This window comes from Pradoshia eiseniae, from assembly GCF_002946355.1.
In the GTDB taxonomy this organism is placed as follows: domain Bacteria; phylum Bacillota; class Bacilli; order Bacillales; family Pradoshiaceae; genus Pradoshia; species Pradoshia eiseniae.
Window position 1 is genome coordinate 75,771 of record NZ_PKOZ01000009.1, and the last position, 14,681, is coordinate 90,451.

Annotated in this window: 12 protein-coding genes; 2 read left to right on the forward strand and 10 right to left on the reverse strand. The window is 40.7% G+C overall.

Annotation, left to right across the window (positions count from 1 at the left end):
* The gene (locus CYL18_RS14135; protein WP_104850178.1) at positions 1 to 477 is read right to left on the reverse strand and encodes a hypothetical protein; all 477 of its coding nucleotides are present in this window, start codon (positions 475 to 477) and stop codon (positions 1 to 3) included.
* A gap of 316 nt (positions 478 to 793) precedes the next feature.
* On the opposite strand from CYL18_RS14135, the gene CYL18_RS19290 reads away from it, so the two are divergent.
* On the forward strand, positions 794 to 940 hold the full coding sequence (locus CYL18_RS19290) for a hypothetical protein (RefSeq protein WP_161497143.1): 147 nt from the start codon (positions 794 to 796) through the stop codon (positions 938 to 940).
* A 655-nt stretch (positions 941 to 1,595) separates the two neighbouring features.
* Here CYL18_RS19290 and CYL18_RS14140 read toward each other — a convergent pair.
* Positions 1,596 to 1,973 carry an rRNA methyltransferase gene (locus tag CYL18_RS14140; protein ID WP_104850179.1) on the reverse strand — a complete coding sequence of 126 codons (378 nt, stop codon included), beginning with the start codon at positions 1,971 to 1,973 and terminating at the stop codon, positions 1,596 to 1,598.
* Between the two features lie 508 nt (positions 1,974 to 2,481).
* On the opposite strand from CYL18_RS14140, the gene CYL18_RS14145 reads away from it, so the two are divergent.
* Positions 2,482 to 3,216 (forward strand): AAA family ATPase, encoded by a 735-nt coding sequence (locus CYL18_RS14145; protein WP_104850180.1) that lies wholly within the window; start codon positions 2,482 to 2,484, stop codon positions 3,214 to 3,216.
* A gap of 177 nt (positions 3,217 to 3,393) precedes the next feature.
* Here CYL18_RS14145 and CYL18_RS14150 read toward each other — a convergent pair whose 3' ends face one another.
* The 8 genes from CYL18_RS14150 to CYL18_RS14190 all read right to left on the reverse strand — a co-directional run bounded on the left by CYL18_RS14150 (position 3,394) and on the right by CYL18_RS14190 (position 13,925).
* Positions 3,394 to 4,893, reverse strand: coding sequence for a class I adenylate-forming enzyme family protein (locus CYL18_RS14150; protein WP_104850181.1), 1,500 nt, complete (start codon positions 4,891 to 4,893; stop codon positions 3,394 to 3,396).
* A gap of 22 nt (positions 4,894 to 4,915) precedes the next feature.
* On the reverse strand, positions 4,916 to 6,580 hold the full coding sequence (locus tag CYL18_RS14155; RefSeq protein WP_104850182.1) for an AMP-binding protein: 1,665 nt from the start codon (positions 6,578 to 6,580) through the stop codon (positions 4,916 to 4,918).
* A 23-nt stretch (positions 6,581 to 6,603) separates the two neighbouring features.
* Complete coding sequence (locus CYL18_RS14160) at positions 6,604 to 8,247, reverse strand: FAD-binding dehydrogenase (RefSeq protein WP_104850183.1); 1,644 nt, start codon at positions 8,245 to 8,247, stop codon at positions 6,604 to 6,606.
* A gap of 637 nt (positions 8,248 to 8,884) precedes the next feature.
* Complete coding sequence (locus tag CYL18_RS14170; protein ID WP_104850185.1) at positions 8,885 to 9,565, reverse strand: Na-translocating system protein MpsC family protein; 681 nt, start codon at positions 9,563 to 9,565, stop codon at positions 8,885 to 8,887.
* A gap of 192 nt (positions 9,566 to 9,757) precedes the next feature.
* Positions 9,758 to 10,813 carry a LacI family DNA-binding transcriptional regulator gene (locus tag CYL18_RS14175; RefSeq protein WP_104850186.1) on the reverse strand — a complete coding sequence of 352 codons (1,056 nt, stop codon included), beginning with the start codon at positions 10,811 to 10,813 and terminating at the stop codon, positions 9,758 to 9,760.
* A gap of 31 nt (positions 10,814 to 10,844) precedes the next feature.
* Complete coding sequence (locus tag CYL18_RS14180) at positions 10,845 to 11,666, reverse strand: carbohydrate ABC transporter permease (protein WP_104850187.1); 822 nt, start codon at positions 11,664 to 11,666, stop codon at positions 10,845 to 10,847.
* Entirely contained in the window at positions 11,666 to 12,526 is an 861-nt protein-coding gene (locus CYL18_RS14185; RefSeq protein ID WP_104850210.1) for a carbohydrate ABC transporter permease, read from the reverse strand. The genes CYL18_RS14180 and CYL18_RS14185 overlap by 1 nt, the downstream gene beginning before the upstream one ends.
* Before the next feature lie 115 nt (positions 12,527 to 12,641).
* Entirely contained in the window at positions 12,642 to 13,925 is a 1,284-nt protein-coding gene (locus CYL18_RS14190; RefSeq protein ID WP_104850188.1) for an ABC transporter substrate-binding protein, read from the reverse strand.
* Positions 13,926 to 14,681 lie beyond the last annotated feature (756 nt).

The following is a 14,681-nucleotide window of genomic DNA, read 5'->3' on the forward strand; positions in this document are numbered from 1 at the left end:
TTAATTATTCGATAAAACCACAACATCATCACTTCTTGTTATTTCGAAGATCAAGTCATCCTTAATACTAAGAATAGAGGAAGAGGTTTTCCCTGTTTCATTTTGACTGGTAAAATATATCCCGTAACCATTATTTTGTGGGTATCCATACAAATAACATACAACTTTACCATCCTTTAAAAAAACAATTTGGTTTATTCCTTCATTTACTGTTTCACTAATGTTATCCCATTTATAGCCAACTGTTTCATATATCGTATCTTTTGTTGTATATGGATCAAAGGAATAAACTACATCCCATTCAAATGGGGTTATATCGCTTAAATTTACTGTTTCAACAGTTTTATCAATAGATAATACTTCTTCTTTCAATAAATCTTCATTAATATCCCATAAGTCCTTCATTAATAGATTTACTAAAACAAAAACGGACACAATACCAACCGTTACAATTGCTAATAAATTTTTATTTTTCATATAAACTTCCCCTTCATATCTTAAAATAACCTTTCCCTTTAGTTGAAGAAAGTATCTCCATTTAATGGTATCACAAATTTGATTTGTCCCTTATTATTCAAAAGCAACAATCTATCTGAAAACAGCCATTTTTATAAAGTAAATCCAGAAAGAAGGAGGGAGGAGGGCAGAATAAACAGCTGCAGAGCAAATGTAAATGATTTTGTGATCGTAACGATTCCAGCAGCATTTACATGAATGACGTTTGGCTGAAGAAGAAATTTGTATATATGCTGTCTATAAAGCCAAACTATCGATAACGATGAAAGGAGTGGTTATGATGAAAGAAAAAAACAAAAAGACAAATGACAATGAAAAAAATGAAGAACTTCAGCAGCATACACTAGATATGCTCGATGAAATCGAGAACATCCAGACTTATGAGACATATGATAAAAATCGGATTGATACGACCAATTTATAATTGGAAGACGCGCTAATTCAATTGGCGCGGTTTTTAATAGAAGAATAAAACTATAAATGTATTATGTTAACTAGAACGAGAAGAAATGAAATGAATTGGGTAGTTGCTCACAAAATAAAAGTTAATTTCGTCTGAGAGCTAATTTGAAGCATCCTAATTAATGGGATAATTGCTGAGAATGAATAGTAAACAGAAATTATTCAGTATGATTTAAAATGCTTTTTAATACGCTGCTAAATAAATATCTGTAAGCTGATACATATAATTATTAAATGAATCTAAAATTAGAATTAATAATTAAATGTGATACTTTCTTAAATTTCTCTGTTTTGTCTCAATTGCTTAAGTAATCTTTAGAAATGAGACACTTATAAATTCCAAATCAATAACTTCCTATAATACATATTATGTTCGGGGCGTTGATTTAGAAATTCAATTTAATCTTAATCTCTCCCTTTCCTGCACCCGCTAATGTATTTTTTATTCTTCGATGCACCTTTCGCTATGATTAACATGTATATATAAATTAATCACATGTATGGTTCCTTGTATTACACCATCTTTATGTTTCTGGATCAGCAAGTCGCATTCCATTATAAAGCATATAAAAAACCGCAGCCAGGCTGACTGCAGTTATCTTAGGTAAAAAGCTGATTTATTGATGCTCAATTCGATTTTTATAATCGCGGTCCTTGGTTTTGTCAATATCAATATAGCTGACGCTGTATTCGATGACATCATTGATGAATAAATGATGATCCTTGGCGAACTGTTTTACTTTTTCTAATAAATCCTTATCATACGTTGTTTTATACTGGATGCGATCCTTAGGCCGGGTTTCTTTGCTGTAGATAATCTCACCGCGGTTTAATACATTCTCAAGGCCTGTCTCTAATAAATAATTGATATATGTATCATGCTCATCAGCCATATCAGCCAGTTGATCAAGAATCTTTTTACTGATATTAGTCCTGAATTTCACACGTGAAGTGTCTGTTGCTTGAATTAAACGTCCGTCAATTTTTTTCCACATTGTTGATCCTTCCTTAATGATTTTCTTATATATATGAAGTATAAATGATTTAGCTATGGGCGGACAGATTTAATTTCATGATGATTCTAAATCAGTACTACATCCCCTCCCTTCCCTAAGAACATATGTTCCTATATACTAAAAATATCAATTCCCCCCTTTTGCCCTATTTTAAGATTGGATTTTACAGCAAATGTTAAAATGAATAACATTTTTGTTATTATTCGTGTTTTACGTAAAAGTCTTGGTATTCAGCCAGTGAGCAAATCGCATTTCACCATCTTAAATCCGAACAATAATCTTCTATAATCCTATGATATTCGGCAATTCAAGGTAGGTCTTTCTTCATTTTAATGATAATGTTAAATTGTCACTATGAAGATTTAGAACATAGTTTCAGAAGAATGTTGTTCTAACTGCTACTTGCTCTTTTTCGGAATAGTTGTTGAAATTGGTTGAAGGAAAGGGTTTAATTGAGATAATGTGGTAACTGATAAGGAGGATAATGATGTTTTTAAAGAAAGTGACGTTATTGCGGGATCGGATTCCTGCCGCAGACCAATATCCCTTCTCCATCCCAGCCATTCAAGCACTTGATTCTCTTCATTTTAAAAAACCTATTTGTTTCTTCGTTGGTGAAAACGGAACTGGAAAATCCACCTTATTGGAAGGAATTGCGGCGAATATAGGCTTTAATCCGGGCGGCGGGAGTCGCAGCAATTCTTTTGATGTCGGAGCCTCTTCTACACAACTAGAGGAATGCTTACGTTTATCTTGGCTGCCGAAGATTTCAAATGGATTCTTCTTTCGTGCTGAAACCTTTTATCATTTTGCTTCCTATCTTGATAAAATCGAAAGAAACGATGGGAATAATTTTAGGGATTATGGTGGTAAATCCCTTCATGAGCAATCCCATGGTGAATCTTTCCTGAATCTCTTTTCCAATCGTTTTCATGGTAAAGCTATTTATCTGCTGGATGAGCCAGAGGCGGCCCTCTCTCCCGCTCGCCAATTGACGTTTTTACGGGTCATCCATGATCTAGTGAAACAGAAAAATGTTCAGATGATTATTGCTACCCACTCACCTATATTACTTGGTTATCCGAATGCGCAGATTTACAGCTTTGATGACAATGAGATTAAAGAGGTATCCTATGAGATGACAGACCATTACACAATCACGAAATATTTCTTGCAGCATCGTGAAAAAATGTTGGACGAGTTATTTAAAGAAGATGAATGAGGGTCTGTTATTCTTAATTTGATTTATATTTTCTTGTTGATGAGTTATTTTTGTAACCTTGAAGATTTAGCACATAGTTGTTGTAGTTTGTTGTTGTTTTTTTACATAGATAGATAAAAAGAAAGCCTATCTTACGGTTAAATAAGATAGGCTTTCTATACGATTTTATAAACGTCTTTAGACCATTGTTTGCTCCCTTAACGTATGCTTCAAGACTTTCCCGCTTGCGTTGCGAGGAAGCTCATCAATAAATGTGATGCTGTTTGGTACCTTATATTTAGCCAGGTTCTTTCTACAATGAAGAATAATTTCTTCTTCTGTCAGCTGCGTTGATCCCTTCAAAACGACGTAAGCCTTCGGAACTTCTCCGTATGTATCATGCGGGATGCCGACAACCGCCGCTTCAAGGATTCCCTCCATTTGATACAAAACTTCCTCCACTTCGACCGGGTACACATTTTCTCCGCCGCGAATGAGCATGTCCTTTTTCCTATCCACGATGTAAAGCAATCCGTCCTCATCCAGCCTTCCTAGATCTCCGCTATAGAGCCAGCCGTCTTTAAGTGCAGCCTCTGTTGCCTGCTTATTCTTCAAATAGCCTTTCATGATCTGTGGGCCTTTAACTAGGATTTCTCCGACCTCACCAGGTGCCGCATCTTGTCCGGTAGGATTGATAACACGTATTTCTGTATTAGGGAGAGGTTCGCCTACCGATCCTATTTTCTCTAAGGCATATTCATCCTTCAAAGTCGTTGCGCCTGGAGAGTTTTCAGTCTGCCCGTATAGATTTTGGAGCGACACATCCGAATACCGGGTTTTCAGCTGTTTAACTAACTCATATGGCATAGGCGCTGCCCCATAGGCGAACAGGCGAAGATGGCTCAAATCCTTCTCTTTCATTAATGGTGTATTCAAAAGCGTGCTGTAGATGGCAGGAACACCAAAGAATATCGTGACTTTTTCTTTCTCCATTGTGTTAAGGGTTTCCGCCGGTGAAAAGGTCTCCTCAATGATGACTGTTCCTCCCCGCTGTATCGTCGGGATGGAGAAACAATGGCTTGCTGCACAATGGAATAGCGGCGTCACGATATGCATCCGGTCAGACGGAGTTATCTCAAGAGAACCCGCCCATATTTCTGCAATCGCCTCAACATTGCTAACCGAAAGCATGACACCTTTGGGCCTGCCTGTTGTCCCTGAAGTATAGAATATAACCGCTGTATCCTCACCTTTTAACGATGGCGGCTCAAAATTGGGCTTTGTATCATGAAGCACAGCGGGAAGGGAATTCTCTCCTCCTATTTCCAGAACAGTTCGGAACGTATCCAAGCGAATATTCTGTAATCCAGGCTCAAGCCTTTTATCATATATAAGGGCCTTTGCCTCTGAGTGCTTGAGAATATACTCTACCTCAGGGGGAGCAAGCTTCGTATTGATCGGCAGAACAGGCAGTCCTGCCATCTGACAGGCATAATAGGCAATCAGGAAAGAATCTGAGTTAGGCAAATACAGTGCGATAATGTCGTCATTGGTAAAATGCTCTTTCTTCAGATAACCCGCCAGATTACAAGCCTTCTCGTAAAACTCTTCATAGCTCATTTCATGACCTTGGAATGAGGTGATGATTCTCTCCGGGTGTTGAATCGCATGCTCCATTAATTGCTTAGATATATACATCCTCCATTACCTCCAATGACTATTAATGTATAGACCCTTCCTTTAATAATCTTCTTAAGATTTTTCCGGTGCTCGTTGCTGGAAGCTCCCTTATGAATTCGATATGGCTTGGAGCCTTATAGACAGCCATTTTCACCCTTGCCCATGCTTTCAATTCATTGGCTGTTGGCTTATGGCTAATGCCAGGTCTTAAGACGACGAAGGCTTTGATAGCCTCTCCTTTTTGTCCGTCGGGCACGCCAATGACGGCGCTCTGCCAAATGGCGGGATGCTCGTTCAGCATTGCTTCCACATCCTCTGGAAATACGCTAAAACCAGAGGTCTTAATCATTTCCTTGAGCCTTCCGTGGAAATAGAGATACCCTTCCTCATCCAGGCTGCCAATATCACCGGTTCGGACCCATCCATCTAATAGGCTCTCAGCTGTCGCTTGTTCATTCTTATAATAACCTTTGAATACAGCTGGATTCTTGACGAGTATCTCTCCCTTTTCTCCTGCAGGCAGGCGTTGACCTGTCACCGTGTCGATTATATTGATTTCTGTCTCATAAGTAGGTATACCGAAGCTTCCCCATTTCACCCTGTCCTTAGGCATGAAGGTATCACATGTATGAGTCTCGCTTAGCCCATAGGCCGCTTCATATAGCTGACATCCATTTGTCAGCTCGGCCCATTGTGCTGCGAGTTTCTCCGTGACAGAAGACCCAAAGCTTGTGGCCGGATTTTGCTTCAAGGATGATAGATCCTTAGCCTTCATTTCTTCAAGATTCATCATAGCTAGATTCATAGGGGCAGTGCTGTACCAATGAGAAATCTGATATTGCTCGATGGCTTGTGCTGCGGCGACGGCATCAAAACGGGTCAGCAGGACGCAGGATTCCCCGCAGTATATGGGCAAGTATACACCCATGACCATCCCGGCAATATGGCAAAGCGGCGCAATTGACATATAGGATCCCTCTTCAAATTGATTCGCCGAAAATGTTGCCGCTGTTTTAAATAAACTGCTGCCATAGGTGAGCATAGCTGCCTTTGGACGACCAGTCGTTCCAGAGGTAAAGACCATCATCCCTATATCAGTCCATAAATCAACCTTCACAGTTTCTTTGAAGGGTGTGGCATAATATAAAATTCGTTTAAAATCAATTGCATCGTGAATCGTATATTTTTTTGTAGTCAATTCTTGCGGTATGGGCAAGAGCGGTTTTTTGGGAAGAAAATCTGCATAATGAGCGGTGATGATAAACTCGATGGATGGGATATGTGAGCGGATGGATTTCAATCTCGGAAATAGCTCTGTGCCAGCTATGATGGCCTTAGCCTCCACTTCATTCAAGAGGTAAAGCAATTCAGCCTCCTTATACATCGGGTTTAACGGTACCACGATTGCGCCAATGCGCTGAATGGCATAATGAGCAATGATGTATTGAGGACAGTTTTGCATATAGAGAGCGACTCTATCGCCTTTTGCAACGCGCTGGTTATGTAGGAATTGGGCAAAACAGTCAACGGAATAATCGAGCTCGCTATATGAAATCGGATTTCCATAAAAAAGATAGGCCGGTTTGTCAGGTCGGATGGCTGCATGCATTTTGAGGTATTCATGAATAGGCTTCTCGCCATGTATATACATTAGGTCTGCTGGAACTCCATCAGGCCAGTATGGTTTTTCCTTTACATTTACCATTATCGTTACCTCCATTCTTTGCTTTAGAGCTGGCCTATTACCCGGCCGGCGGTTCGACCCGTAAATAAACATCCGCCGAGAAAGGTGCCTTCCAGTGAACGGTACCCATGAACCCCGCCGCCTCCGAAACCGGCTGCTTCACCAGCCGCATATAGTCCCGGAATAGGTTTTTGATGTGCATCCAGTACTCTAGCCTCCAAATCTGTTTGCAGCCCGCCTAATGTCTTCCTGCTGACAATATGCAATCTAACGGCAATCAAAGGTCCGTTCTTTGGATCAAGCAGCTTATGAGGTTTAGCTACTCTGATTAATTTATCACCGATGTACTTTCTTGCTCCCCGAATGGCGGACAGCTGTAAATCCTTCCCGAAGGAGTTCTCTATCTCGCGGTCACGTGCTTCAATTTGAGCACGAATGTCATCAACCTGAAGCAAATGCTCGCCTGTCAGCTCATTCATTCCTTCAACGAGCTCCTCTATCGTATTTTTGATGATAAAATCCTCTCCATGATCCAAAAAAGATTGAATGGGCTCTGGGGCACCAGGCAGAGCGCGCTTCAGGATTTTCCCGATAGATTTGCCTGTCAAATCAGGATTTTGTTCTGAGCCGGATAAAGCAAATTCCTTCTCGATAATGCTTTTTGTCAGAATAAACCAGGAATAATCGTAGCCGGAGTCCTGAATCAGCTTTAAAGTACCGAGTGTATCAAATCCAGGCAGGCCTGGAATCGGAAAGCGCTTACCTTTTGCGTCAAACCACATGGATGATGGACCGGGAAGGATGCGTATACCATGATTTTCCCAGACAGAATTCCAATTATGAATTCCCTCCGTGTAATGCCACATACGGTCTCTATTCACGAGTCTTCCGCCTGCCTGTTCTGCTATGGCAAGCATTCTTCCGTCCACATGTGCCGGCACACCGGAGATCATCCTTTGAGGCGCTTTTCCAAGCCTTTTAGGCCAGTTTTGGCGTACCAGCTCATGATTGCCGCCAATGCCTCCGCTTGAGATAAGAATGGCATGACCAGTATACTCAAATACGCCTATTGCTTTGCGGTTGCTGCGTTCGCCTCTTTTGGACGTGCAAGGAGCTAATATCGTTCCGCTGACACCGCAGACTCGTCCATCTGCTGTTATCAAACGATCAACCTGATGCCGAGCTTTATAATCAATTAGCCCGCTTTGGATAAAATTGCGCACTTGTCTTTCAAACGGTGCCACAATGGCCGGACCAGTACCCCAGACGATATGAAAACGAGGGACCGTATTGCCATGCCCATTCGCTAAATGACCTCCTCTTTCGGCCCAGCCGACAATCGGGAAAAAGCGGACACCCATATCATGAAGCCATTGACGTTTCTCTTCGGCTGCAAAGTCAATATATGCTTTTGCCCACTGCATTCCCCATTCATCATCTTCACTGTCATAGCCGGCAGAGCCAACCCAATCCTGCCAGGCAAGCTCTTTCGAATCATGTATGCCCAGTCTGCGCTGCTCAGGTGAATCAATTAAAAAGAGACCGCCGAATGACCACCAGGCTTGTCCTCCTATGTTTGTTTCAGGTTCCTGGTCCAGGAGCAGAACTTTTTTTCCTGCCTTTGCTGCTTCACAAGCCGCGACCAAACCGGCAAGTCCCGCTCCAATGATTATGACTTCATCGTTCATTGTCTAAGTCCAGCCTTTCCTCTGACATCTATGTATAGGTTCTTTATGCTGTTATTGATATAAGTATAGCCACAAGCTAAAAAGCGGTCAATCAGTTGATTGAATTATCTGACTGTTTTTCGGTCATCAATAGCTAATTTTGCGTTATTCAGGAAATATGGCCTGGTGCCTTGTATAAAAAGTCCCATATCGATAGAGAACCTTTACCTGCAGTTCCCTCTCTCCCATACAGAAATGATAGATCGTATTAGTCGGTTTGCGCTCTTTTTTGTATGGGATGCTTAAATAAGTCGCTATATTTTCAATATACAGCTCCAGCTCGATTCTCAATATCATATTGGGTTTATTTTTCGAACTATTTAAAGCTAATTGATGTTTTTTATATCTTTCAATACTGGTCAACAGCTCCTTTTCTTTTTGGGAATACGTCAATTTACTAATAGTTAATCCCTCCTATGCGTTTTCTTCAACCAATAAAAAAAGTCAGAAAAGGTGCGGGAAGCATCCTTCTCTGACTTATGACTGGTTCTATGCCCATTCATTGCCATCAGATATTTATTATTATCATTTATCATATTTTACCATATTGTGAGTTATGATTCAATATATGAAGAATTTTCCCAACATACATAGACTCTCAAGAATCAAGGATTAATATAATGTAACTAGAATCCTCTTCAAAATTCCAAAAGGTAAATTCATCTATCACTTTTCTGTTAAGATGGCCTTCAAAATGCTTTCTTCTCTCTTTCAATAGTGTCTTTTCTAGATTCCGTTTGGCAATCATCAGATTCTCCTTGAAACCAAGGCGTATGAATTCTTTTTCAATACGAATCAATATCCCTTTTCTGACCAGAATCAGCTGCCTTTTGTTCAGCATATGTGAATAAATTTCTTCTGGCTCCTTCTGAGCAATTTCACTGATTTCAATCATTTCTCTCTCAACGTTTTCTTTATTCGGATATGAAACGTGGTCGCATTGATGTCCATCCAAACGGATAATAAACATTCCTGTTAGGCAGTCAAGATTCCAATCATAGAAAAATTCTTTCACCTTTTGATTCATCGTTAATTCTATGTAGGTAATAATGTCATTCATGAGTGTTTCCATAACGAGATCTCTTGTCTTATGAACATAGATGCTATTGTTATTCGCTATTAATGACTTCTCTATCGGTGAAAGGAAGTTGGATAAATGAACTGCGAGAAAGGGATAGGACAATGTGGCTAACACATGACCAGGACCCCGGCCGAAGTTCTCGCGTAAGAGCCGGCCTATATAACTGCCAATATCTTTTTCAACGGCAATTTTATTCATGCTACACCTCAGACTGTGAGACTTTCTAAACATTTATCCCTAATTTATGGATTGAAACCTCTAAACATGGCACAATATTGGGAAAAATATCAGGGAAATTAGCCTAATAAGTAATAAATGGACGATTGCAGCAGGACTTTTTTTCCTATCTATACTTAATATTTCTACATCGGCTGGAAAAAAGCCTGCTAATTAGTGCATAAGCACATCTTCAGCAGGCTTTTCTTGTTTAATCGGGCGATGTGATTCCCGCTCAATGATTCTCGTCGGTATTAACACATTCTTTTCGATTGCTTGAGGATTGATGATAAGTTCAATCACATATCTTGCTGCTTCTGCCCCTAACTCATACGTATGGATATCCATTGTTGTAAGGGAAGGGGTTGTATAGTCGGCGACCTCATAATTATTAAAGCAAACGATGGAGGCATCTTCCGGGATCCTCATATTCCTCTTGGTTAGAACGCCCGAAAGGATGATTGCATAATCAATATCAAGCGCTAAGAAAGCGGTGGGAGAATCCGGCAACGCAAATAGCTCATCAATAGCAATCATCGCTTCCTTTCGGCTATAAGGCAATGGCTTTACATAGTCTGGTGAGAACTTGATTCCATGCGTATTAAGTGCTTCCTTATACCCTTTCAGCCGGTCACTGACAACATCATATTCTAGTACACCGCCAAAGAAGGCGATATGCTTATGACCGAGGAAGAGAAGGAATTCGGTCAAATCCTTTGCCGCCTTTTGGTTATCATTATCGACATATGTGACTCCTGTGTAGTCCTGACCTGGATGGCCGACAACAACGAAGGGGAAATTCTTTTCCAGAAGGTAGCGAATCATTTTATCTCCTTTACGGGAATATAAAATAATCAATCCGTCCACCTGCCTTCCTTCAACCATCTGAATGACATCCTCATAAATAGCCGTCTCAGAATCTCCAGTCGTAATGGAGAGGCTATACCCTTCTTCCCTGCAATGGGAGCCAATCCCTCGCATGACTTCCTGAAAAAATGGGTTATGCAAGGAGTATCTGGCCGAATGCTTTAGGACAATCCCAATCGTTTTTGTCTTCTTTGTGACGAGATTACGGGCATTCGCATTCAAATGATAACCGAGCTCTTTCATGACTTTCCTGACTTTCCGTTTGGTTTTATCACTGATGCTCGGATTGTCAGCAATCACTCTTGATACGGTGGAAGGTGCCACATTCGCTTTTTTGGCAACATCTTTTATCGTAACAGCCATGTAAACAATCCCACCTTGTATTTTGATACGGTTATTTGACCGCTCCGTCAGAGATTCCTTTAATAATCTGTTTTTGAGCAAAGAAATACGCGACGATGACAGGAATGATTGATAAAGTTAACCCAGCTAGAGCCAAATGCCATTGTTTCGTGTATTGGCCAAAGAAGTAAAATAGCTTGAGCGGGATGGTTTCTGTACCTGCCTCACCCAATACGAGTGAAGGAAGCAAGTAGTCATTCCAAATCCAGATGACATTCAGGATGCCGACTGTTATGGACATTGGTTTCAGCAGCGGGAAAATAATATACCAAAACACTTGGAAACGGTTCGCTCCATCAATCTTTGCTGCTTCATCCAAGGATTGCGGGATGCCCTTTAACGTACCGTGATATAAAAAGATCGAGAGGCTGCATCCAAAACCGAGATACATGATAATCAGACCCGCTCGATTTAACATGCCAAATTGGCCAAATTGACTAATCAGCGGAATCATGACCGATTGGAATGGAATAAGCATTGCTGCGACAAAGATAAAGAAGATTACAGAGCTAAGCTTACTTTTGTTTCTTGATAGCGCATAAGCTGCCATCGCGGAAAAGACGATGATGATCCCTACACTCAAGCCTGAGATCACCAAAGAATTAAGCAAGGTCCGCAGAAAATCAAGCTGTTCAAAGGCCTGGATGAAGTTATCACTCGTAAATTCTTGCGGCAGGCCGAGCGTATCGGCAAAAATATCCCGTTTGCTCTTAAAGGCATTGACAATCATCAAGTAAAACGGGCTGAGCCATAATAAAGCGAGCAAGATGCCGATGAGGCCAAGGATGCGCAGCTGCCATTTTTTCCTCTCCATTATAGTTCAACCTCCCTTTTCTTATTAAAGTAAACTTGCAGAAGCGATATGATGGCCACGATAACGAAGAAAATGACAGCCTTTGATTGTGCATAGGCCATTTCATTGTCCGTAAAGGCGGAACGAATGATATTCATGGCGACCATTTCTGTCGAATTATATGGTGCCCCTCCTGTTAAGGAAAGGTTTTGATCGTAAATCTTAAAAGAATGGGACAATGTCAGGAATAAACTGACTGTGAAGGCTGGTGCAACGAGCGGGAACGTGATATGCCGGAAGCGCTGGAATGCATTTGCCCCATCAATTTCGGCCGCTTCAAGCAAATCGCCTGGCACTGCTTGCAAATAGGCAATATAGATAATCATGATATAACCAGCCATTTGCCAGGCTGTCAAAATCACGAGACCCCAAAAACCGGTATCTGTCGTGGATAGCCAGCCGTTTAAGGACTCGATCCCAAGAAGGTCCCCGATACTGCCAAAGACCTTAATGAAAATGAATTGCCATATGAACCCGAGAATCAATCCGCCAATCAGATTAGGCATGAAGAAGACAGTCCGCAGGAAATTGCTTGATTTCAGTTTTGATGTCACAAGCAAAGCGAGTCCTAGACCGATAATATTAATGAGCACAATCGATGCGATAGAGAATTTCACCGTGAACCAAAATGCGCTTAAGAAAGCATTATCATTAAATAGATTGACATAATTCTCTAAACCAATGAAGTCCAGCCTGCCTAAACCATTCCAATTAGTGAAGGAATAATAGAATCCAAACAATAACGGAATAATTACGACAATAATGAGAGCGGCCAGAACAGGAGTCAGGAAAAGCCAAAACGCCAAATCACGATTTCGAATGGGAAACGCCCCCTTTATGAATGTGTGAAAAGAAGACAACCGCGCCCCAAAAGCAGCCAAGAGATTATCATCACTCTGCCTTTGGAGCGTCTGGCTGTCTTCTTAGATGAAATGATTATTGATCAGCTTTATCTTCCCAGATTTTTTGTGTTTCTTTCACGAGCTCGTCCCATGTTTGATCACCGGATACATATTTTTGAACGCTCGCTCCGAGGTCTTCATTCCAGCCAACCGGATAGCCCATAAAGACCCAGCCGAGTGTATTTCCTTCCTCAGCATATTTGTAGATTTCCTGGGATAGCGGGTCAGAGATTTTTTCTGTATCATACCCCTCATAGGCAGGGATGAATTTAAACTCTTCCAAGACAGCTGTTTTCCCTTCATCTGATGTGTAAAGCCAGTCAAGGAATTTCTTCGCTTCTTCTTGTACCTCTTCATCCACCTTGCTGTTTACGGACCAATAGTTTGGTACGCCAACAGGCATTTTTGCTTCATCACCATTCGGGATTGGGATGATGCCTATGCCTTTTTCAGCTAGCTCTGGGTCCATTTCATACACTGTGTTATAGACCCAATTCCCTTGCTGGATGAAAGCAACTTTTTCTAAAGAGAATAGTTCCTCCACCTGCTGAGAATAGTCAAGGCTTGTAGTCGGCTGAACGGAATATTCGTTTTGCAAATCAATCATTTGCTTGAAGGCATCGCCTTCTTCAAAACTAACAGTTTTTGATTCGCTCGTTTTCAAGATATCCCCATCAAATTCATTTGCGAGGAATACATTGGATAGATGATTGCCCGTTACCCATTTTTCTTTAACTGGGTAGGCGAATACCGCATCTAACTCCAATTTATCTTTCTGGGAATCTAGTTTTTTGACGGCTTCTTCTAACTTGTCATAAGTAGTCAAGCTCATAGGGTCAATTCCCGCTTCTTTTAAAATACGTTTATTGTAAATGAATCCATAACCCTCTTGGTTGTATGGAACCCCTAATACTTCTCCGTCAACCGTTACTCCGTCAAGTGTGCCCTCCTGAGCAGCTTTGGCGGCCTCTGTGTCACTTAGGTCCGTCAAACGGTCTTTGAACTGTTTCACATCTGTCGGCCCGCCAATATTGAAAATCGCTGGTTCTTCGCCGGAAGAGAATTTAGAAGTAATCGCGGATTTATAATCATTTCCGCCCCCGACAGTCGTGATCTTCAAGTCAACATCCGGATTTTCCTTCTCATATTGCTCCGCAACCGCTTCAAACTGCTGCTTGAACTCTACCTTGAATTGAAAAATCTCTACCGTTGTCTTATCGCCGCCATCCCCACCGCTGGAAGATGAGCATCCAGCTAAGAAAAGGCTCGATAAAAGTAAACCAGATAATGTTCCTTTTACGATTTTGCTTTTTAACATATGGCCACTCTCCTTAAAAATAGTCCAAAAACTATCGAAAACGTTTGCATAAAAGTTAAAAACGATTAATATTTGTTCTATTAAACTGCTGTTCTAGCTGATTCAAAAGATACAGAAATCCATAAGGCAAACGCTTCCAAAGTTTTATATACATATCTTACCATTAAAAATAAAACCCTACAAATGGTAAGTATGTAAAATAATAGGTTTTAATCAAAGCGAACATTCTACGAAAACATTTGCATAAGTTTTTCTTTAAGTGATAAAAGATATTAGATAGACCTAAAAAATCTTATAGGAAATAATTACCTATACCCGTTTGTTCTGGCTATTATGTCTTTCATCTTCAGATAAATATCGAAAGACTTAGCAAATCAACTTTAAAGCAAGCATCCCACCGGAGGTATCAGGCAGATGCACCATTTGGCTATACTGTACTGCCCTCATCATTACATGATCAGCAAACCGCCTCCCAGAACACAAATAACCCCTTAAATATAATTAAGGGATTTAACAAAAAAGCTTATTGAGTTGGATGAACTTACGAATAGGAGTTAAAAGAATTGAATGACTGATAGGATATCTCTGGGCCGTAGAGATTACCGGAGGAGAAAAGGCGATTTTAATAAAGAAAGGGGATGATATATTGGTTCTAAACGATTTTGGGTTTGACCTTCCGATTCGTAATTCTCAGCGAGTGATTAAAACCATTAAAATTCAGTTTTGATACTCATCTTCTATTCTACCTTTTACAAA